Source organism: Streptomyces sp. NPDC034049, assembly GCF_055575575.1.
In genome coordinates this window covers 176,377-196,210 of the sequence record NZ_JBVISJ010000015.1, presented here as the reverse complement: position 1 = coordinate 196,210, position 19,834 = coordinate 176,377, and the positions used below count along the sequence as shown (strand labels likewise).

Genomic DNA, 19,834 nt, shown 5'->3' with positions numbered 1-19,834 from the left:
GTGAGAGAAGCCATGACGGACCTCGCAGACACCGTCACCGGCCCCCTGGCGGGCACCCGCGTGATCGACCTGTCGACCGTGGTGATGGGCCCCTACGCCGCCCAGATCCTCGGGGACCTCGGCGCCGACGTGATCAAGATCGAGTCGCCCGCCGACACCGTCCGCGTCGGCGACTACCGCACCACGCCGGGCATGACCCCGCTGAACCTCAACGTCAACCGGAACAAGCGCAGTGTCTCCCTCAACCTCAAGGACGACACCGACCGCGAGCGGGCGCTCGAGCTGATCGACACGGCGGATGTGCTGATCACCAACATGCGCCCCGGCGCGCTGCACCGCCTCGGCCTGTCCTACGACGACATCGCCGCCCGCAATCCCGCACTCGTCTACGCGCACGCCCAGGGCTTTCGCAGCGACTCGGACCGGGCCGGCAACGCCGCCTACGACGAGAGCGTGCAGGCCGCGTCCGGCCTGGTCGACATCGCCGACCGGGCGTTGGGCGAGCCCGTCTACCTGCCGACGATCATCGGCGACAAGGTCTCCTCGCTGACCATCGCCTACAGCGTGCTCGCCGCTCTGCTGCACCGCGACAGGACCGGTCAGGGGCAGCTCGTCGAGATCCCGATGACCGACACGATGATCGCGTTCAACATGGTCGAGCACCTCGCGGGCCACACCCATGTGCCCGAGACGGGCCCCACCGGCTTCCGTCTGTCGATGCTCAAGGGGCACAGGGCGGTGCGCACCAAGGACGGCCTCGCCTGCGTCATCCCGTACAACCCGCGCAACTACCGGGACTTCTTCACCGCCGCCGGACGCCCGGACCTCGCCGAGGACCCGCGCGTGGCCGGGGAGGCCATCGACGGCGCCGACCAGGAGGACCTGGCCCAGCTGGTCGCCATGTGCGCCCCGGAGCTGACCACCGACGAGTGGGCCGAGGTGTGCGCCAAGCACAGCATCCCCATGGCGCCGGTGCTGGAGCTGGACCGCGCGCACGAGGACCCGTACGTCCAGGACGGCCACCTCCTCGACACCGTCGAGCACCCCACCGAGGGCACGGTCCGCACCATCGGCATCCCGGTGCGGTTCTCCGCCACCCCCGGCTCGATCCGCCGCCTGGCCCCGGTCGCGGGCCAGGACACCGAGGACGTACTCGCCGAACTCACCGCCACCACCCGCTGACCGGACTGGAGAACACCCCATGACCACCCCCCTCACTCCCGTCGTCCGCACCGAACGCATCGGCTCCACTCTCCTCATCACCCTCGACCGGCCCGAGGCCCGCAACGCCGTCGACGCGGCCGTCGCCGCCGAACTGACCTCTGTCCTCGACGAGTTGGAGGCCGACCCGGAACTGCGGGCCGGCGTCCTGACCGGCGAGGGCGGCACCTTCAGCGCCGGTATGGACCTCAAGGCCGCGCTGCGCGGCGAATCACCCGAGGTGAAGGGCCGCGGCTTCGGCGGCCTGACAGAAGCCGAGCCGACCAAGCCCCTCATCGCCGCCGTCGAGGGCTTCGCCATGGGCGGCGGCTTCGAACTCGCCCTGGCCTGCGACCTGATCGTCGCCGCCGAGGACGCCCGGTTCGGCCTGCCGGAGGTCAAGCGCGGCCTGATCGCGGCGGGCGGCGGAGTGATCCGGCTGCCCAAGCGCATCCCGCACCACCTGGCGATGGAGCTGCTCCTGACCGGCGAGCCCGTCGAAGGGCGCCGCGCAGGGGAGCTGGGCCTGGCCAACCGGGTCGTCGGCAAGGGACAGGCCGTCGCCGAGGCCCTGCGGCTGGCCGAACAGCTGGCCACGAACGCCCCGTTGGCGCTGGCCGCCGTCAAGCGCGTCGTCCGCGCCGCCGACGGTGTCCCGGACGGCGAGGCCTTCGCTTTCCAGCGCGGCGAGATGAAGACCCTGATGGCCTCGGACGACGTACGCGAGGGCATGACGGCCTTCGCCGAGCGCCGCTCGCCGCGCTGGACGGGACGGTGAGGCCGGTATGAGGACCGAGGACGTACGACAGCACCTGACCACCCCGCTCACCCGCCCGGCGTACGCGCCGACGGTCCCGCGGTTCACCGACCGCGAGTACCTCAACATCGTCTACCGCACCGAGCCCGAAGCCCTGCGGGCCGTCGTCCCCGAACCGCTGCGGACCGACGAGCCGCTCGTCCGGTTCGAGGTGATGAAGATGGGCGACGTCAGCGGCTTCGGCCCCTACACGGAGTCCGGCCAGGCGATCCCCGTCAGCTTCGAGGGCGAGCGGGGCGAGTACCTGCACGCCATGTATCTCGACAACTTCCCGGCCACCGCCTCCGGCCGCGAGGTCTCCGCCTACCCGAAGGTCATCGGTTCCCCGGCGCTCTTCGTCGACTCCGGCGCGCTCGTCGGCACCCTCGATCACGGCTCGCTGCGGGTCGCCACGGCCACCATGGGCTACAAGCACCATGAACTGGACCTGCGCGAGGCCGAGGCGCAGATCTCCGTACCGACCTTCATGCTCAAGACCGTCCCCGGCTACGACGGCCTGCCCCGCGTGCAGGAACTCGTCCGTACCCGCATCACCGACCTCACCGTCAAGGGGGCCTGGACCGGGCCCGCCCGGCTCCAGCTGTTCCAGCATGTGCTCGCACCGCTGGCGGACCTGCCGGTGCTGGAGGTCGTCTCCGCCAGCCACATCCTCACCGACCTGACGCTCGACCGCGTAGAGCCGGTCCACGACTACCTGAAGGGAGTCGCGTCATGACCCGCACCCCCGCCTTCCGGACCCCGGCCTTCCGCACCCCTGCCTTCCGGACGGTCGCCGTCATCGGCGCCGGAACCATCGGACTGTCCTGGACGGCCCTGTTCGCCGCACACGGCCTGACCGTGCGGGTGAGCGACCCTCGCGAGGACCTCGCCGAGGCCGTCGCCGACGCCCTGGCGCGGTACGCCCCGCATCTGGCCGCCCGTGGCCTGGACGTGCGCGGTCTCGCCGACCGGGTGCACCTGGCGACCGACGTGCCGGAGGCGGTCCGGGACGCGGACGTCGTCCAGGAGAACGGGCCCGAACGCGTCGGGTTCAAGCAGGACTTGTTCGCCGCCGTCGTACGTGAGGCGCCCGCGCACGCACTGCTGCTCAGCTCCTCGTCGGCGATCCCCTCCACGGCGTTCACAGGTGAGCTGGCCGACGAGGACGCCGCCCGCGTCCTGATCGGCCACCCCTTCAACCCGCCGCACCTGCTCCCCCTGGTCGAGGTCGTCCCCGGCGAACGGACCGGCGAGGACGCCGTACAGGCCGCGCTGGACTTCTACACCTTCCTCGGCCGCACCCCGGTCGTCGAGCGCAAGGAGATCCCTGGCTTCGTCGGCAACCGCCTGCAGAACGCGCTCAGCCGCGAGGCGGTGCACCTCGTCGAGCAGGGCGTGGTGACCCCCGAGGACCTGGACCGCGTCGTGACCGACTCGCTGGGTCTGCGCTGGGCCACGGTCGGCCCGTTCCTCGGCGCCCACCTCGGCGGAGGACCCGGCGGCTACCGGCACCTCGTCGCACACATCGGCGCCTCGATGCGGGCCCTGGAAGACGGCCCCGGCCGCGCCGCGCAGACCCCCGACCAACAGGAACGGCTCATCGAAGCCGTGGAGAAGGCTTACGGCTCCTCCACGTACTCGGAACTCGCCGAGACGCGCGACCGCAAGCAACTGGCGGTCCTGGACGCGCTGGACGGCGCGGCCCGGACGACCACCCCGAAGGAGGAGAACTGAGATGACCACCACCACGCAGCCCACGACCCCCGGTCCGATCGCCGACGAACTGACCGCCGACTTCTACCACTTCGAGTCGCTGCTCCCGGACGACGAACGCAAGATCCTCCTCAAGGCCCGTGCCCTCATGCGCGACGAGGTCAAGCCGCTGGTGAACGACAGCTGGGCCAAGGGCGAGTTCCCCACGCAGCTCATCGGCCTCTTCCGCGACAGCGGCCTGGCCGGCCTGCCCTACGAGGGCTACGGCGAGCACAAGCCCGCCACGAGCAACCTCCTGTCGGGCATGCTCGCCCTGGAGTTGGCCCGTACCGACGCCTCGGTCTCGACCTTCTTCGGCGTCCACAACGGCCTGGCCATGTACTCCATCCACTCCGGCGGCGACCAGGAGCAGCGCGACCGCTGGCTGCCGGCGATGGCCGCGATGGACAAGATCGGCGCCTTCGCGATGACCGAGCCCCTCGGCGGCTCCGACGTCGCCGGCGGCATGCGCACCACCGCCCGGCGCGAGGGCGACAGCTGGGTCCTGAACGGTGCCAAGAAGTGGATCGGCAACGCCACCTTCGCCGACTACGTCGTCGTGTGGGCGCGGGACGTCGACGACAACCACGTCAAGGGCTTCGTCGTCGAGAAGGGCACCCCCGGCTTCGCCCCGGCGAAGATCGAACACAAGGTCGCCTTCCGCATCGTCGAGAACGCCGAGATCACCCTGACCGACGTCCGCGTCCCGGAGAGCAACCGCCTCCAGCGCATCGACTCCTTCCGCGACGTCGCCGAGATCCTCCGCGCGACCCGCGCCGGGGTGGCCTGGCAGGCGCTCGGCGTCATGATCGGCGCCTACGAACTGGCCCTGGACTACGCCCGGGAGCGCGAGCAGTTCGGCCGTCCCATCGGTGGCTTCCAGCTCGTGCAGGACCTTCTGGTCAAGAGCCTCGGCAATGTCACCGCCTCCTGGGCGATGCTCGCGCAGCTCGCCCGCCTCCAGGACGCCGGTATCTACCGTGACGAACACTCCTCCCTGGCCAAGGCGTTCGTCACCTCGCGCATGCGAGAGGTCGTGGGCTGGAGCCGGGAGATCTTCGGCGGCAACGGCATCCTCCTGGACCACGACATCTTCCGGTTCTTCGCCGACGCCGAGGCGATCTACTCCTTCGAGGGCACCCGCGAGATGAACACCCTGATCGTGGGCAAGTCGATCACCGGGCAGAGCGCCTTCGTGTGAGATTGCGCCGAGACCCGGCGGTCTGACGGTGGACCGCGCCTGCGAATGCCCCCGGGCCATCAGCCCCGGGGCATTCGTCGCGGGGACGGACGGTAATCTGCAACGGCCATGGCACCCACCGGCCAACCGTGCGTGTCTCTCGACGTGCAATCGATCTTTACCATCAGCGCTACGCACAGCTTCACCCACAGCCGGTCCCAGCCCGGGAAGGTCCCCGGCCGCGCGTGCTGCGGTACGAGCAGGACGGCTCCTTGGTTGTTGATCCGGAGTGAGTGTTCCCGGTGGTCGTGGCCGGCATCCTCGCCGACGGACGGGTGATGATGACGGTTCGCCGGCCCGACGGCTGGGACGGCTGGGACCGACTGCCTCGCCGCGATCGGACGCCCCGATCTCGCCGGGAGGATCGTCGACGTTGCCCTGGCACGCCGCGTTCCGGAGTTCCTCGAGGAGACCTCACCCGCGCTCTACGTGTTCTTCGCGCTCCGCACGCCACAGGTGCCTTCGGCCAGGCCAGCTCGACCTTGTACATCGCCGCGGTGACTGGCGACGGCCGCGCCCGGCTGGCCGGCGACGCTGAAAGCCAGCAGGCCCGGGAGCGGGCCGCCGAGCACACGGTGTCGCCCGACCCGCACCCCTGGCCGTCGGTATGTGTGCGGCGTCGGCCAGGAGGCACAAAGACCATGTCTACAGGTCAAGGGATGGCGTCGACCGCCGCTGCGGCGTCCACCTTGCCCGCTCCCCAGTCGTCGCCGGGTGCCCCGCCGGTGAACGGGTCCAGCCGGGCCGAGCTGGTCAGGAGCAGGACGAGGTCGTCCTGGGTCAGCGTGGGACTCGACTGGAGCATGAGAGCACACACCCCGGTGAGATGCGGTGCGGCCATGCTCGTACCGGACATGGGCTGGTACTGGCTCGACCCTGCGGCTCCTACCAATGCCGAGGTGATGGCCTGGCCCGGTGCGGCGAGCGTCGGTGCGTGGCGGCCGTCGCGGGTGGGACCTCGGCTGGAAAAGGTGGAAAGGTTCCCCTGTCCCGCGCCTTTGGTGATGTAGGAGGCGGCGGTGACGACCTTCCGACTGGTCCCGGGCACGGAGATGGTGGTCTCGTCGTTGCGGTGCGCACCGATGAACTGGGGAACGGTCCGTCCCCTCTCCATCCAGGCGTGCCAGCGGCCGCTGTCGGCAACGGTCTGGCCGATGAGCGTCAGGCTCCAGGTGCCGGGCCGGATCGCTGTCTGGCTTCCCGGGCTCAGCTGCACGTAGATTCGGTTGTCGCCGTTCAGGGAGTGGTGCACGACGGAGTCGACGAAGGCCTTGTTGCCGCCGGAGAGATCCACCTCCGCACTGGTGGTGCCGGGGTCGATCTCGACGCTCGCCGTTCCGTTGGGGGGTGTGATCCGCAGGGAGAGACGGTCGGCGCCGGAGTACCAGATGTCCAGCGTGTCCGGGGTGTCGTCGCCGACAGGTACCAGGAACGAGACGACGTCGCTGTCCCCCTCCGCCACCTGCCCTGTCGCGTGTACGCCGGCGTTCGCCGCGTTGCCCGCGGACTTCACCAGCGCACGCCCCGGAGTGTCGAGCAGGTTGTCGATGCCGCGTTCCAGCAGGCTGGACCCGTCGTGCGGTCCCAGATTGTCGCCCTGGCTGATGTTGACGACTGCCGGACGCCCGAGGGTCTCGGCGACCTTGAAGACGTAGCCGACGGCCTCGAGCGTACCCATGGAATCGCCCAGGGCTTCGGTCGTGACCCGGTTGGCAACCACGACCAGCTCCGCCTCGGGGGCGACGCCGACAAAGGTGAACTCCGGTTGGCCGTTCCCGGCCGATGACCCGTCACCGGCGGCGATACCGGCCACATGGGTGCCGTGGCCGACGCTGTCGTCCATGTGCCGCACCATGCCCAACGGGTTCGGGGAGCTCAATGCGTCGTCGATCGCGGAACGTTGGTATTCCACTCCGTGGCCGAACGGCGCCGGTGAGGCTTCCCCCGCTTCAGGAGTGAGGTTCTGGTCCCAGATGCGCAGGATGCGGGTCTTCCCGGTCGGGTCCCGGAAGCAGCCGTGGCGCCAGTCGATGCCACTGTCGACCACACCCACGATCACACCGGCGCCACGCAGTCCGGGTGGTCCGGTGTGCACCTTGTCGGCATGGGTCTCGGGCACGGCGGCGTCCAGCTCCGTGAGAGTGGGTCGGGACGCTTCGACGTAGCTGACGGCTTCCGACTCGTCGAGCTCCGTGAGACGGTCGATGCCGATCTCGCCGCCGACCACATCGCCGGACCGGATGTGCACCGTCAGTCCCGTGTGCTGCGACAGCTCTGCCAGGTCGTCGGCGCCGTGCCCCTCCGCCATGCGCACCAGTACACGCACACGAGGTGTCCTCACCCCTTCGGTCGTGAGCGCGAAACGGCCGGTGGCCTCCAGGCCCACCAGCTCAGCCGGGCCGTCCTCAGCCCGGGACTGCAGGAACTTCAGCCGTGAGTCGAGCATGAGCATCCTTCTCTCTGACGAATATCGCCAGCCCTCCAGTCCTCGCAGGACAGGCGACAACGATTAGGCGATCAAGAATTCCGTGGCCGAATGCCCGTCTCGGGGTGGAGGGGTTCAGACAGCTCTACGTGGTCGACACAGTCGACCTCCGTCAGGCGCCCGATATCACCGGGGGCGACCGTCGCGGTCAGGACATCGCCAGCAGCCATACCGACCCGTGCGCCGGCGTCGGCGATCTGCCGTCGCTGTTCTTCACCGGGTTCACCTTTCACCCGGATGAGCACCTGGAAGGGGGTGGAGTCGACCGCCTCGCCGGCATCCGACAGCGCACGCCGCGCGGCGGAGCCAAGTTTGTGAGAGTGCATCTTCCCCACCTGATCCGGTGAGCGGCACCGTCCGTACGAACTCGTTGCGCCGACATTGCTCTCACGTCGGCGACCCTTCGCGCCGCATTGCCTCTGATACCAGCGTAGGCATCACGGGCGGCACACGCCATTTCGCCCCTGACGCACCTTGAGCGGCCCTCTCGCGAACGGTGATGAAATGCATGGGCATCATTCGTCGCTTCGCAGGCGGACGAGGACCGGATTGTGTCCGAGAGCTACCAGTCGGGATGCACGTCGGATCCGAAGCCGCCGCCGGCCGGGCGCTTTTCGAAGTGGAGGTGAGGGCCGGTGGCGTTCCCGGTGGAGCCGACTTCTCCGATCTTCTGCCCAGCTTTCACGGAACCGCTGTTCACCGTTCGCTCGGAGAGGTGGCAGTACCAGAAGTCGAATCCGCCGGCGCGTAGCACGAGAAAGAGGCCGAAACTGCTGTCCTTCCCGCTTCGGACGATGGAACCGCTGCGCACCGCGACACATGGTGTGCCCTCCGGCGCGGCGTAGTCCGCACCGGTGTGGTAACCCAGGCTCCAGTGGGGCCCCTTCTTCCGGTAGGGGGTGGTGACGCCCTTTCCCTGCACAGGGGACGCGACGCGAGCACCAGGAGAAGGAGGCGGCGCTGTCGGGACGCGGAGTCGGTCCCATGAGGTCTTGCCCGGAATGCCGTTGGCATCGGCCCCCTGGAACTTGAGCTTGCGCTGCCATGCGGCGTACGACTGTTGATCGGCAACGGTCCACTCGGGACCAGGACCAGACTGGTACTTCCCGCATCCCTCCGCCACCAGACGTTTGCCCATCGCGCTGATCACGGGACTGCGTTGTCCCTTGTGGAAGAAAGCCGCTCCTGGGAAGGGTGCCAATGCAGACATAGCCTTTCCTCCCTTCATGAATACTGCGGCACTGTTCGCCGCTGTCCGGGGCACTGTTCGCCGCTACCCGGTGAACCGCGTCGACTGAACCGCTTCTCGCGAAACGCAGGGAAATCTTGGTGATGGCTTCGGGATGGCGCCAGTCCACGTCGAACCTGGGCTCTGGCACGAGCTTGATCAGCGAGGAGAAGCCAGGGAGTCCATCTACCTCATGGCCGGCCCCGACAGAGGGCCGGCCTGGCAGATGCGCACCTTCCCGGACATTGCGCCGCTTATCGTCACAGCCACTCTGTTTCCACCATGCGCCCGCTGGAAGTCGTGCGCAATCTCGAGCGATGTGCAGCATTCGGATGCCTGGACGAACAGTCCGTCAACGCGCTTGGACTGCGAGGTCCTTTCGGACGCGCATTCTCGCGACGATGGGCGATATGCGTCCCGCCTGAAAGGATTGATCGGCGCGTGCCGGTCGCCGCAAGGCGGCTGGCTTCAGGTGAGGTGGCGGGAGAAGAACGTCAGCGAACTGTCCAGCTCGTGCCCGGGCATGTCCCCGTGTTTGCCAGGGTTCGCATGGAGTGTCTTGTCGGCCGAGGCGAAGGCGTCGAACAGTGCCAGACTCTGCTCTCGCGGCACGCGCTCATCGTCCCACTGCACCAAGAACTTCACCGGAATCGTGATCCGTGCCGCGTCTGCGCCCGAGGCCAAGGCTCCGCCCAGGCCCAACACGGCCGCGCGGATGCGGGGTTCGGCAGCGACGAAGGGGACGCCGAGCCCGCATCCCAGCGAGACTCCCCAGTAGCCCACGGGGCCGGCACCGACGTCATCGAGCTGCTGGACCGCGTCCAGGACCCTGCGCCACTCCGGAACGGTCTGGCGGGCCACGAGGGCCTGAAAAGCGGCGATGAGCGGCGCCGGCTCCTCCCCGGCCTCCACACGCGCCTGGTTCTCGGCTGCGATGCGGTGGTACTTCTCGTCCACGGGCCGCTCCCCATGGTTCGGCACGTCGACGGCCACCACAGCGAAACCGGCCTCCGTCACAAACCGGCGGCCAAGATTCAGGATGTCGGATGCTTTCTTGTGCTGACCGCCACCGTGGCCCATCACGATGAGGGGACGGGTACCGGCAGCAGCGCCCGGCGTCCACAGGACACCCGGAACGTCGTCGATGACAAAGAGCCGTTCGCGGACGCCGTCGCGGAACATCTCAGAAATGAAGTGCATAGCGATTCCAGCCTTTCAGGATGGATCGCGGGCGCTCCCTAGGCCATGCGAGGAAGGGAGACCCGACGTGTCACGGTATTGATCGGTCTCACCTCCCTGGGTGCGCGGTCATGCACGGCGGCACGAAAGTATCACGGCGGCCTTCGGCAGGGTCCAGCCATGAACGTCGCCAGTTGTGGGCCTGGCTGACGGAGCGTAGGCCGCCGGCCCGCCGCCATCTTGTCGAGTGGCGGAGGGGCCGGGCGGCCCGCCGTGCCATGGTGGGGGGCGTCAGGCCTCTGGCTGGGCCGCCCAGGTCCGCAGTGCGGCTTCGGCTTCCTCGCGGGACACCGGGCGCCCGCGGTCGATGTGCATGTGCTGGAGGTGACGGATGGCTGCCCCGATCCTGCGGCCCTGCGGTATGCCGAGCAGGATGCTGATTTCCTTGCCGTCGAGGGGCACCGGGATGTCGGGCAGCCGCTGAGTGACGGCCCGCTCGGCCGCCGCGCGCTCCGCGGACTCGCGTCTGGCCTGCTCGCTCGCGTACCACTCGTCGTAGCCGGTCGCATCGCGGGCCTCAGCGGCGGCCCGCCGCCAGTCCTCCTCGTCCCGTCCTTGGCCCAGGCCCACTTCCATGAACAGATCGCGGTAGTCCGGCGCGCCGGGACCGGCGGGCGCCGCGCCGAGCCGGGCGAGCGCCGCGTTGATGGGCCAGTCCTCCCGCGGACCGCTGAACTCAGAGGTATGCGCCGGCCCCCATTCCTGTGCACCAGCCCACCACACGGTGGCGGTCTGTTCCCCGTCGCCGCCCCAGAAGTCCGCTTCCACATGCGCCATCGGTCCGCTCCATGAGAGGTCGCGCAGTATGCGCGGCAGGTCCCTGCGGAGCCCGGCGGAAAGCGGCAGCAGCCCCAGGCGCTGGGCAAGCGGGGCGACCACCGCTCCCGCCACTCCGTCCGCCCAGCTTCGCAAGCGGTCGAAGTCACCTATGACAGCGTCGAGTCGGTACGACATGCGCGCACAGTAACCACGCTTCAGCGGCGCCAGCCACTACTTCCGTCGCCGCCACCACCGACGAATGCGCCGAGCCGGGCCCCAGCAGATGTCCGACACGACACCTTCACGGCGGTCTTCCAGCGGTCCTCCAGTGACCTTCCAGCCATACCAGGACGTCCGGTTGCGCACTTCCAGCCGCACGTGACACGTACGCAAGGGCTCCGTGCGTCCGCGCATTCCTCAGAACAGCGCCTCGGTCATTGCTTCGGGGCCTCGGCGACCACATCGGCGCCGTCGCAGAGCCGCCGCCGTGTTCCGGTGACCGGCCCCACCGGGGCTGAGCGCTGTCCCGGTGTCAGTCCCGGCCCGTACGCTGCACCGTCATGGCCAATGACGTGTTCGACTACGCTCAACCGGGGCCCTTCACAAGCCTGGAGTCGGCCCAGCTCCGGCTCCTCGAAGGGCTGCCGGAGGATCCGGTCGGTATCTGTGCCGCCGTACGCGGTCTGGTCATCCAGCCCGCGGACGCCGCGGCGTCGGAAATTCCCGAGAGCCGGATCGCGGAGAAGAACATCCGGCCGGTCAGCGAGCTGATCAGTGCGTTGACCGCTCTGGACCCCGCCCCGCTTCGCCAGCCCCGCACGCCCGAGACGCGGGTGGTCGGCACCTGCCGTCACTTCGCCACGATCGCCTGCGCGATCCTGCGGGCACGGGGTATCGCCTCCCGGGCCCGCTGCGGTTTCGGCACCTACTTCCTCGCAGGCCGCGGCGTCGATCACTGGATCACCGAGTACCGGGACGACCACGACGGCCGCTGGGTGCGTGTCGACACCGAGCATCTCGGCCAGGGCTACGTGGACCGTCCGGACGACCTCGCTCCGGATGAGTTCCTCACCGGGGGCGAGGCGTGGCTCCGGTACCGCAACGGCTCGATCGACCCGGCCCTGTTCGGTGTGGCCGGCACCGAACATGCCTGGGGGCGGGCCGAGATCAGCGGGAACGCGGTCCGCGACCTCGCCGCGCTCTGCAAGCAGGAGACACTCAACTGGGACGAGTGGGGCCGTATGACCGCCGCCTACGAAGGCAGAACCGGCACCGACTACGACCAGCTCATCGATGAGGTCGCCGACGCCTGCGCCAAGGACGATTCACCCGCCCTGGCGCGTCTGTTCTCCCACGAGGATCTGGCGGTTCCGCCGCGTCTCGCGGCTTGACCGCTACGAGGGCGGGCCGGGGCAAGACCGCGGCGGGGATGTCCCGAACAGGCAATCGGTGATGTCTGCCGGAGGCAAGACCCTGCCCCTGGTTCTCGGGTTCACTGTCGGCCACCCACCACGAAAGGGAGGCAGGCATGCCGGAAGAAGCCAGGTCCGAATTCTGGAAGGGGCTGAAGCCGATCCAGAACTCGTTGAAGCCGGACGCACTGCCGGAGGTGTATCTGTCCCAGGTGGCCACCGACGACGACCGGTACTACGCGCCGCTGAGCGAGACCGTCGGCTCGCGCCCGCTGTGGATCAACGTCAAGGACAACTCCTGGGCCGACATCCTGCGCGCCAAGGAGGCCGGACTCGTCAACCGGCACTACCACCCGCACGAGGTGTTCGCCTACACGCTCTCCGGCAAGTGGGGATACCTGGAGCGGCCCTGGACCGCGCGTGCCGGAGACTTCGTCTACGAGGCGCCGGGCGAGGGACACACCCTCGTGGCCTACGAGAGCGACGAGCCGATGAAGGCGTTCTTCATCGTCAAGGGGCCCCTGATCTGGCTGGACGAGAACGGTGAGCCCGACGGCTACTTCGACGTCCACGACTACATCGAGCTGTGCCGCGCCCACTACGAGAAGGTCGGCATCGGCGCGGACTACGTCAACTCGCTGTTCCGGTGACCTCGATCCTTCCCCCCGGCCCGGTCCCGGGAGCCGGAGCGCCGGGCGCCGCCGGACGAGGGCCTGAGTGCCGGTCCCGGACCGCCGTATGAAGGCCGCCGTCTGGTACGGAGCCAAGGACGTCCGCATCGCCGAGGTGGACGTGCCCCGAGCCCGGCCCGGGGAGGTGCTCATCGAGGTGGCCTACTGCGGCATCTGCGGCAGCGATCTCCACGAGTACGCCGACGGGCCGCACGCCATCCCGGTCACCGAGCCTCACCCGGCCTCCGGCTCCACGGCTCCACTCGTCCTCGGCCACGAGTTCTGTGGGACGGTGGCGGCCCTCGGGCCGTCGGTGACCGGCCTCGCCGTCGGCGACCGCGTGGCCATCGAACCGAACTACCGATGCGGGACCTGCCCCCGGTGCCGAGCGGGCGAGTACAACATCTGCCGCCACTTCGGGTTCGCCGGGCTGATGGGGAACGGCGGGATGGCCGAGTACGCCGCCGTCCCCGCCTACATGGCACACCGCCTCCCCGAAGCCGTGTCACTGGAACAGGCGGCGCTCTTCGAACCGGCCTCGGTCGCCCTGCACGCGCTGCGGCGCGCCGGGGCCACGCCCGAGACCGTCGCCGTCGTCGGTCTGGGACCGGTGGGCCTGCTCTGCGTCCTGCTGGCCGCGGCGCGTGGGGTGCGCCGGATCGTCGCCGTCGACGTGTCCCCCGCCCGCCTGCGACGCGCGGGCGACCTCGGCGCCACGGACCTGGTCGACGGGCGGGAAGCGGACACCGGGGAGCGGATCCTGGAGCTGACCGGCGGGGAGGGCGTCGACACCGCGTTCGAGGTGGTCGGGTCCCAGAGCGCACTGCACACCTGCCTGGCCGCGACCCGGCGTGGCGGCCGGGTCGTCCTTGTCGGCCTCGCCCAGGAGGTGTCCCTGGACGCCTTCGCACTCGTCAACAACGAGCAGTCGATCGTCGCCAGCGTCGGTTACCGCGACACCTATCCGGAACTGATCCGGCTCGTCGCCGAGCAGGGCCTGGACCTGACCGCGGTCGTCACCGTCGACCATCGCCCTCGCCGACCTCGTACCGGCCGGCTTCGAGGCTCTGCTCGACGGCCCCGGCGACCAGGTCAAGATCCTGGTCAGTCCCGCGTCGCACCGCCCCGGAGCACCGGTCCCCCACCCACCCTCCGACCGAACGGAACAACGAAGATGACCCCCGTGCTCGCCGCCGACACGTTCGCCGGCCAGAGCGTTCTGGTGACCGGTGGAACCTCCGGCATCGGCGCGGCCACCGCCGACCTGCTCGCCGACCTGGGGGCCGAGGTGTACGCCCTCGGTCTGCCGCCGACCGACGACGCCGAGCTGACCCGCCACGAGCGGGTGCGTGTCGTGCATCAGGACGTGACGGACCGGGACGCCCTCACCCGACGGATCACGGCGTACGACCGTCTCGACCATCTCGTCACCTGCGCCGGCATCAGCGCCGACCGCGACGAATACGGTCTCGCACGGTGGGACCAGGTACTGGAGGTCAACCTCACCTCCGCCATGGTCGCCTGCCAGGCGGCGCGGCCGCTGCTCGCCCGCCGGGGTGGCAGTGTCGTGACCGTCTCGTCGATGTTCTCCTTCTTCGGCAGCCGCGACCGGCCCGCCTACAGCGCCAGCAAGGGCGGAGTCTCCCAGCTGACCCGGTCCCTGGCGGCCGAGTACGCCGGGAACGGCATCCGGGTGAACGCGGTGGCACCTGGCTTCGTGGCCACCCCACTGGCCCGCGGCGTGCTCGACGACCAGGAAGCCGCACAGGCGGTGCTGGCACGCGTCCCCCTCGGACGATTCGGCCGACCGCAGGAGATCGCGACAGCCATCGCCTTCCTGTGCTCACCCGCCGCCTCGTACATCAATGGCGCGATCCTCCCGGTCGACGGCGGCTATCTGGCCGTTTGACCTTGCTCGCAACGGCACGGGGCCAGTAGGGAAACGTTCCAACCCTCGTGTGCCGACGCATCCGGAGCGCGGCCGGCTGCGCCCTCCCGAAGAGAAGGTCTGATGGTGGACCCGGAAATGAACCGCAGGGCGATCATGGGCGGTTCGCTGTCCGCAGTCGCCGCGCTGAGCACGTCCCTCCCCGCACAGGGACGGCCCGTCGGGAGCACGGTCGTCGCGGCGACCCGGTACGGGACGGTGCGCGGGAGGCGCGAGGACGGCATCGCCAAGTTCCTCGGCGTGCCCTACGCCACGCCGCCGCTCGGCGAACTCCGGTTCAAGGCCCCGAAGCCGCCCACGACGTGGTCCGGCGTACGCGACACGGTGACGGCACATGAGCGAGCTGTGGGCGGGCTTCGCCCACACGGGCCGGCCCACTGCGGCGGACGTGCCGAGACGGTTCGCCTACACCCTCACCGACCGAGCCACGATGTGGCTCGACGCCAGCTGTCGCATCGTCACCGATCCGGACTGGGACGAGAGGCTGTTCTGGGAGAACCGCGCCTGAGCCGGCCGAACCGGTCACCGACTTCGGCGCAGTGGGTCCGTCCGTCGGCCGAGGGCACGGCTCCTGTCACGAGAAATCCGCTGAGGAGCTGAGGAGTTGAGCAGTGGAGGAGGCTGTGACGGCTCCGGAACGCCTCGATCCGCCTGCGCTGTCCGTCGATGGGCGCGGGCGGTCACGTCGGCTGGACCGGCCCGATCGGCTGGATCGCCAGGTCGGCCAGGTCGGCCAGGCTCGGCTCCGCGAGAGATGCGCATACGGACCCTCGACCGGTCGTGTGCGGGCGCGCAACTCGGCAGCAGAGCGCTGGCGAGCATCAAGGGCTGCGCGCTCTCCCGCTTCCGAGTCCTGTCTGAGGGACACTGATCGCGTGATTGTCGAACGCGCGTATGCCCATCTCTCCCCGTACGACGAGAACACCTGGCCCTGGTCGGTGCCCTGCGTCCGCCAGTTGCTCGACGAGGGGCTGCGGTTCACGGCACCGGTGACCTTCGTGGTAGGTGAGAACGGGTCGGGCAAGTCGACCCTGGTCGAGGCGCTCGCCGAAGCGTTCGGTCTGGACTCCTACGGCGGCTCCCACGACTGGCGGTACGCCTCCCCACGGGGCAAGTCGGAGCTCGGCGAGCGGATGAAGTTCGACGCGGCCCCACGCGGGCGTCGCATGATGACCAGTTGGTCGGCCCGCCAAGGCTTCTTCCTGCGGGCCGAGACCGCGCTGGACGCCCTGGACAGAGAAGGGTTCTCGCCGGACTCGGTCAGTCATGGCGAGGGCTTTCTCGCCGCGCTGCGCGGGAAGTTCCTGCACCCCGGGCTCTATGTCCTCGACGAACCGGAGGCGGCCCTCTCCTTCTCCTCCTGCCTCGAACTGATCGGTCACATCGACCGGTTGGCCAAGGAGGGCGGCCAGGTCATCTGTGCCACCCACTCCCCCTTGCTGACCGCCCTCCCGGATGCGGACATCATCGAGGTCGGCGAGCACGGCATACGGAGAACCGCCTGGCAGGAACTCGCGATCGTGGACCACTGGCGCCGCTACCTCGCCGACCCACACACCTACCTGCGCCACGTACTCGAGCCGTAGACCGCCCGCACGCGCCCCCGCCTCCCTCGCACATCAGGTGGGGTGATCACACGGTGATCACCCCACCTCAGGTTCGGTCGTCATGTACGGCCGCTGACGAGCGGCGCACGTGCGTCCTGCCTGCGTCCTACGCGAGGCGGCGGACGAAGACGTCGCCCGTCTCGTTGGTGTCGCCGGGTACGAGGTCGTTCTCCGCCGAACCAAAGGCGACCGTCCGCCCGAAGGCGTCGACCAGGGGCGAGGAGCGCTGAGCCGTGTCGCTCTGCGCTCCGTCCCGTGTGACGTTCAGCCGCTGCACCTCGCCCGTGACGAGATCGCGCACAAAGGCGTCGGCATCGCCGTTCGTGTCGCCCGGCACGAGGTTGTCGGCGGACGAGGTGAACACCACCCGCCGGTTGTCGGCGCTGAGCGCGGGCCCGCGCTGGTTGACCTGGCCCGCCGAGTGGTCGTTCGGCTCCGACCCGTCATGGGCGAGGGCGAGGCGCCGGGTCGCTCCGGTACTCAGGTCCTTGGCGAAGACGTCTCGCTTGTCGTTGGTGTCATCCGGCACGATCCCTCCCCATTCGCTGGCGTAGAGGGCGTAGCGACCGTCCGGGCTCAGCCCGATCTCGCCCCGGACGGCCACGGAGATGCCGTCGCGGGTGTGTGCCGCCTGGACGGTCCGGCCGGTTCGGGTGTCACGCACGTAGAAGAGGAAGGCCTGAGGCATCTTGGCCTCGGAGGTCGCGGAACTCCCGGAGGTCCCGGAGGTCCCGGAGTCCTCGGCGGTACCGGGGGTCCCGGAGTCCTCGGGCCGGGCCCCCTCCTCCTCGCCGCCGTCGAGCAAGAACTGGGTTCGGAAAGCGATTCGGGTCCCGTCCCAGCTGATCGCCGCGCCTTCCGAGAATCCGTCCGTCTGCGACCCGTCGTCCGCCACACTGATCCGCTCGGTGGTCTTCTTCCACCGGTCGCGGACGAAGACGTCCCCACGGTCGTTGGTGTCCCCCTCCACCAGGTCGCTCCTGCTGGAAGTGAAGGCCACATAGCGGCCGTTGGCGCTGATGGACGGCTCGTACGTCTGCGCCCAGGTGGTCCCGGCCGCCACCAGGAGCTCGGTCCGCCCCGTCAGGCGATCGTGGACGAAGACGTCCTGGGCGTCGGGGGTGTCGCCGGGCGCCAGGTTGTCGGCGTAGGAAGTGAAGGCGACGTAGCGGCCGTTCGCGCTCAGCGAGTACGTCGTGGTCTCGTTGTCGGCCTGGGTGCCGTCGTCGGCCACGTTGACCCGCTCGATCGCGCCGGTCCGCAGATCCTTCACGAAGATGTCGGAAAATCCGTTGGTGTCACCGGCCACCAGATTGGTCGCCGAGGAGTCGAAAGCGACGTACCTGCCGTTGGCGCTGATTCCGCCCACGTCTGAGTAGTCGTTGGCCTGAGAACCCTCAGCCGTGACGCTGATCCGCTCCGTCCGGGGCCGGGGCCCCTCACCTGCTGCCGCCACCCCGGTCACAGGCAGCACGGCCACACAACTACCGACCAGGACCGCCCACAGCGCGGCCCGTCTCCCACAACGCATCGTTCCCCCTCCACAAGCCCCGTGGCCTCTGGCAATACAGGCCGGACACAGCCAATAGCGGGGATACGCCGTGGGCAACAGGGCGGGAGGGCAAACCAGCCGTTCTCACATCTGTGCGGCGACGGCGAGCACGCTCTCCGTGCGCTGCGCGGACGCAGCACCGGGCGGCACGAGCATACGATCGCCACGTGACGATCACGTACGAGTGGCGGGGCGACTTCGACAACGGCTCCCTCAACGCGCTGCATGCCGACGGCTTCGGCCACCCGGTCGCGGAGACCGACTGGCGAGCACGACTGGAACGCCACAGCCTCGGCTGGGTCTGCGCCTGGGAAAACGGCTCTCTGATCGGCTTCGTCAACGTTGCCTGGGACGGCGGCGTGCACGCCTTCGTCCTGGACACGGTGGTCGCGCAGCACGTCCGGTCGACAGGGGTCGGAACCGCGCTCGTCGCGACGGCCGCCGAGCGAGCCCGCGACGCCAAGTGCGAGTGGCTCCACGTCGACTTCGAGGAGCACCTGCGCACGTTCTACTTCGATGCATGCGGCTTCGAGGAGACGGCAGCCGGATTGATCGCCCTCTGAACACACACCTGGAACGCCCTGGCCGTGGTGCACGGGCGTCCGGCGCGGTGTCGGTCGGCCCCATCCGGGGTCACCCGCCACCCGGCGACGACGCACACCCGAGCCGTGGCAGTGCTGCACAGCGAGGCGATACTCGAAGCGGACGGCGGTGAGCTTGACTCAGCCAGGTTGTCAGTCATGCTGTCCGGGTGACTCACCGCGTCAGCGCTCTGATCTCGGCCTTCGGCGTACTCGCCGGCACGGTATTGCTCGTGGGCACCGTTCACGCATACCGCTCCGGGGCAGCAGCACTCTGGATCGTGGCCGCAGCCGCGATCCTGCTCAGTGCCTCGTACACGCTCGTACGGGATGTGCGCCGACTGCGTACCGGGCAGACGACCTGACGAAGTGTGCCGGTCCAAACCGTACCTCGGCAGGGCGGTCCAGGTGGCAGGTGCCGTGCGTCCCGCTTTCCTGCCGGCTCTCGCGCCCGAAGATGACTTCCCGCGGTCTGAGCAGGGCTGTGCTGCGTTGGGAGTGCTGCCTTCGGCCGGACGGCGGCCGGTGTCGGTCGAGCGGGGGCCGCTACGTGGCGGGACGCGGTCAGCCGAGTGATCGCACGACACTAATCACGACAGTAATCCGGCGACATCGGCGAAAAGCCCCGGGATACTGGTCGCCCATGGATGAGGTCGAAGTCGTCGTCGCTCATTCCGAGCATGCGACTCTGCGCGTCGGTGACATGTTTCTGAAGGTGGACGCCGATCAGGCGCGTATCGATGTCGAAGTCGAGGCGATGGCCCTCGCGCCGGTGCCGACTCCGTGACGACGTCATCACCGGCTATGGGACCGACGTCGGCCTCGGCGTGATCCGTGCGCGGTGGTCGTTGCGTAGTTTGCTGGTGGTTCGCTGGCTGAGCGAGCACGGCTTCGACCCGTTCGCGCCGGGCTGTGAAGTCGACGTGCTGATGTCACGGACGTGAGGCTGCGCCGGCCGGTCGGTCAGGTGCGTGGTGTGACGCATCGGGCAGGGCCTCACGCCATTCCTCGGGCGCAGCGCCTGCCCTGACTCCCAGCACAGTGCGGTGCGCGCCCGTCTCCCGACCACGGCCTCGCACCGCGACTGCGGAGAGGGCCAGCATCCTGTCCCGCATCAGGCCCGGTCCGGGACTACGACCTGTGGGCGCGCCATGGGGTCTGGCGAGCGCTGGGTACGACACCTGCTGCCCCAGCCCCCCGCCCTCCGTCCGCCCTCCCCCGCGTACGGGGCTTCGGTCCACTGCTGCTCGGCTTCTGTGGCCGAGCAGCCAGTCGGCGCCACCACGGCGGCGGATCGTCCGGCTCCACGGGCGCGTCCGGCAGGGCCGAGAAGACGCCCGCCTTCGCATGCCAGCCGCCGAACA

Annotated in this window: 17 protein-coding genes and 4 pseudogenes; 15 read left to right on the top strand and 6 right to left on the bottom strand. The window is 69.4% G+C overall.

Annotated features, from left to right (window positions below; genetic code table 11):
• Window positions 1-12: 12 nt before the first annotated feature.
• From ACZ52C_RS34015 to ACZ52C_RS33995, 5 genes are read left to right on the top strand one after another with little or no spacing between them, the layout of a single operon-like run.
• Window positions 13-1,182 carry a CaiB/BaiF CoA transferase family protein gene (locus ACZ52C_RS34015; protein WP_469078385.1) on the top strand — a complete coding sequence of 390 codons (1,170 nt, stop codon included), beginning with the start codon at window positions 13-15 and terminating at the stop codon, window positions 1,180-1,182.
• 19 nt (window positions 1,183-1,201) lie between these two features.
• Window positions 1,202-1,978: a crotonase/enoyl-CoA hydratase family protein gene (locus ACZ52C_RS34010; protein WP_469078384.1), complete on the top strand. Its 777-nt coding sequence runs from the start codon at window positions 1,202-1,204 to the stop codon at window positions 1,976-1,978.
• Window positions 1,979-1,985: 7 nt separating this feature from the next.
• Window positions 1,986-2,732 (top strand): acetoacetate decarboxylase, encoded by a 747-nt coding sequence (locus ACZ52C_RS34005; RefSeq protein WP_469078383.1) that lies wholly within the window; start codon window positions 1,986-1,988, stop codon window positions 2,730-2,732.
• Window positions 2,729-3,730 carry a 3-hydroxyacyl-CoA dehydrogenase NAD-binding domain-containing protein gene (locus ACZ52C_RS34000; RefSeq protein WP_469078382.1) on the top strand — a complete coding sequence of 334 codons (1,002 nt, stop codon included), beginning with the start codon at window positions 2,729-2,731 and terminating at the stop codon, window positions 3,728-3,730. The genes ACZ52C_RS34005 and ACZ52C_RS34000 overlap by 4 nt, the downstream gene beginning before the upstream one ends.
• A 1-nt stretch (window position 3,731) precedes the next feature.
• On the top strand, window positions 3,732-4,949 hold the full coding sequence (locus tag ACZ52C_RS33995; protein WP_469078381.1) for an acyl-CoA dehydrogenase family protein: 1,218 nt from the start codon (window positions 3,732-3,734) through the stop codon (window positions 4,947-4,949).
• Between the two features lie 691 nt (window positions 4,950-5,640).
• Here the strand turns inward: ACZ52C_RS33995 and ACZ52C_RS33990 are convergent.
• Entirely contained in the window at window positions 5,641-7,494 is a 1,854-nt protein-coding gene (locus ACZ52C_RS33990) for a S8 family peptidase (protein WP_469078380.1), read from the bottom strand.
• Between the two features lie 68 nt (window positions 7,495-7,562).
• Between ACZ52C_RS33990 and ACZ52C_RS33985 the strand changes: the two genes are divergently transcribed.
• Window positions 7,563-7,820, top strand: a complete 258-nt coding sequence (locus tag ACZ52C_RS33985) for a hypothetical protein (protein ID WP_469078379.1) — start codon at window positions 7,563-7,565, stop codon at window positions 7,818-7,820.
• A 215-nt stretch (window positions 7,821-8,035) separates the two neighbouring features.
• Here ACZ52C_RS33985 and ACZ52C_RS33980 read toward each other — a convergent pair.
• From ACZ52C_RS33980 to ACZ52C_RS33965, 4 genes and pseudogenes are all read right to left on the bottom strand, one after another.
• Window positions 8,036-8,323, bottom strand: a pseudogene (locus ACZ52C_RS33980) (M23 family metallopeptidase); the annotation flags it as partial.
• Window positions 8,324-8,437: 114 nt separating this feature from the next.
• Window positions 8,438-8,668, bottom strand: a pseudogene (locus tag ACZ52C_RS33975) (peptidoglycan-binding protein); the annotation flags it as partial.
• A gap of 501 nt (window positions 8,669-9,169) precedes the next feature.
• Window positions 9,170-9,901, bottom strand: a complete 732-nt coding sequence (locus tag ACZ52C_RS33970; protein WP_469078378.1) for a dienelactone hydrolase family protein — start codon at window positions 9,899-9,901, stop codon at window positions 9,170-9,172.
• A gap of 270 nt (window positions 9,902-10,171) precedes the next feature.
• Entirely contained in the window at window positions 10,172-10,894 is a 723-nt protein-coding gene (locus ACZ52C_RS33965; RefSeq protein WP_469078377.1) for a hypothetical protein, read from the bottom strand.
• A gap of 365 nt (window positions 10,895-11,259) precedes the next feature.
• Between ACZ52C_RS33965 and ACZ52C_RS33960 the strand changes: the two genes are divergently transcribed.
• The 6 genes and pseudogenes from ACZ52C_RS33960 to ACZ52C_RS33935 all read left to right on the top strand — a co-directional run bounded on the left by ACZ52C_RS33960 (window position 11,260) and on the right by ACZ52C_RS33935 (window position 16,316).
• Window positions 11,260-12,090 carry a transglutaminase-like domain-containing protein gene (locus ACZ52C_RS33960; protein WP_469078376.1) on the top strand — a complete coding sequence of 277 codons (831 nt, stop codon included), beginning with the start codon at window positions 11,260-11,262 and terminating at the stop codon, window positions 12,088-12,090.
• 137 nt (window positions 12,091-12,227) lie between these two features.
• The gene (locus tag ACZ52C_RS33955) at window positions 12,228-12,761 is read left to right on the top strand and encodes a 2,4'-dihydroxyacetophenone dioxygenase family protein (protein ID WP_469078375.1); all 534 of its coding nucleotides are present in this window, start codon (window positions 12,228-12,230) and stop codon (window positions 12,759-12,761) included.
• Between the two features lie 67 nt (window positions 12,762-12,828).
• Window positions 12,829-14,691 (top strand): SDR family oxidoreductase, encoded by a 1,863-nt coding sequence (locus ACZ52C_RS33950; protein ID WP_469078374.1) that lies wholly within the window; start codon window positions 12,829-12,831, stop codon window positions 14,689-14,691.
• Window positions 14,692-14,793: 102 nt separating this feature from the next.
• Window positions 14,794-15,012: pseudogene (locus ACZ52C_RS33945) on the top strand (carboxylesterase family protein); the annotation flags it as partial.
• Between the two features lie 52 nt (window positions 15,013-15,064).
• Window positions 15,065-15,238, top strand: coding sequence for a hypothetical protein (locus ACZ52C_RS33940; RefSeq protein WP_469078431.1), 174 nt, complete (start codon window positions 15,065-15,067; stop codon window positions 15,236-15,238).
• A gap of 367 nt (window positions 15,239-15,605) precedes the next feature.
• Complete coding sequence (locus ACZ52C_RS33935) at window positions 15,606-16,316, top strand: AAA family ATPase (protein ID WP_469078373.1); 711 nt, start codon at window positions 15,606-15,608, stop codon at window positions 16,314-16,316.
• Between the two features lie 127 nt (window positions 16,317-16,443).
• On the opposite strand, the gene ACZ52C_RS33930 is transcribed toward ACZ52C_RS33935, so the two are convergent.
• Complete coding sequence (locus tag ACZ52C_RS33930; protein ID WP_469078372.1) at window positions 16,444-17,706, bottom strand: TolB family protein; 1,263 nt, start codon at window positions 17,704-17,706, stop codon at window positions 16,444-16,446.
• 350 nt (window positions 17,707-18,056) lie between these two features.
• On the opposite strand from ACZ52C_RS33930, the gene ACZ52C_RS33925 reads away from it, so the two are divergent.
• The 3 genes and pseudogenes from ACZ52C_RS33925 (at window position 18,057) to ACZ52C_RS33915 (ending at window position 19,414) form a co-directional block, all read left to right on the top strand.
• On the top strand, window positions 18,057-18,452 hold the full coding sequence (locus ACZ52C_RS33925) for a GNAT family N-acetyltransferase (protein WP_469078371.1): 396 nt from the start codon (window positions 18,057-18,059) through the stop codon (window positions 18,450-18,452).
• Window positions 18,453-18,640: 188 nt separating this feature from the next.
• On the top strand, window positions 18,641-18,835 hold the full coding sequence (locus ACZ52C_RS33920) for a hypothetical protein (protein ID WP_469078370.1): 195 nt from the start codon (window positions 18,641-18,643) through the stop codon (window positions 18,833-18,835).
• Window positions 18,836-19,113: 278 nt separating this feature from the next.
• Window positions 19,114-19,414, top strand: a pseudogene (locus ACZ52C_RS33915) (hypothetical protein).
• The last annotated feature ends 420 nt before the right edge of the window (window positions 19,415-19,834 follow it).

Bases quoted from the DNA above. Each gene is read 5' to 3' on its own strand.
- ACZ52C_RS33970 (WP_469078378.1), bottom strand. From the start codon at position 9,901: ATGCACTTCATTTCTGAGATGTTCCGCGACGGCGTCCGCGAACGGCTC.
- ACZ52C_RS33960 (WP_469078376.1), top strand. From the start codon at position 11,260: ATGGCCAATGACGTGTTCGACTACGCTCAACCGGGGCCCTTCACAAGC.
- ACZ52C_RS33940 (WP_469078431.1), top strand. From the start codon at position 15,065: ATGAGCGAGCTGTGGGCGGGCTTCGCCCACACGGGCCGGCCCACTGCG.
- ACZ52C_RS33995 (WP_469078381.1), top strand. From the start codon at position 3,732: ATGACCACCACCACGCAGCCCACGACCCCCGGTCCGATCGCCGACGAA.
- ACZ52C_RS34005 (WP_469078383.1), top strand. From the start codon at position 1,986: ATGAGGACCGAGGACGTACGACAGCACCTGACCACCCCGCTCACCCGC.
- ACZ52C_RS34000 (WP_469078382.1), top strand. From the start codon at position 2,729: ATGACCCGCACCCCCGCCTTCCGGACCCCGGCCTTCCGCACCCCTGCC.
- ACZ52C_RS34010 (WP_469078384.1), top strand. From the start codon at position 1,202: ATGACCACCCCCCTCACTCCCGTCGTCCGCACCGAACGCATCGGCTCC.
- ACZ52C_RS33955 (WP_469078375.1), top strand. From the start codon at position 12,228: ATGCCGGAAGAAGCCAGGTCCGAATTCTGGAAGGGGCTGAAGCCGATC.
- ACZ52C_RS34015 (WP_469078385.1), top strand. From the start codon at position 13: ATGACGGACCTCGCAGACACCGTCACCGGCCCCCTGGCGGGCACCCGC.
- ACZ52C_RS33965 (WP_469078377.1), bottom strand. From the start codon at position 10,894: ATGTCGTACCGACTCGACGCTGTCATAGGTGACTTCGACCGCTTGCGA.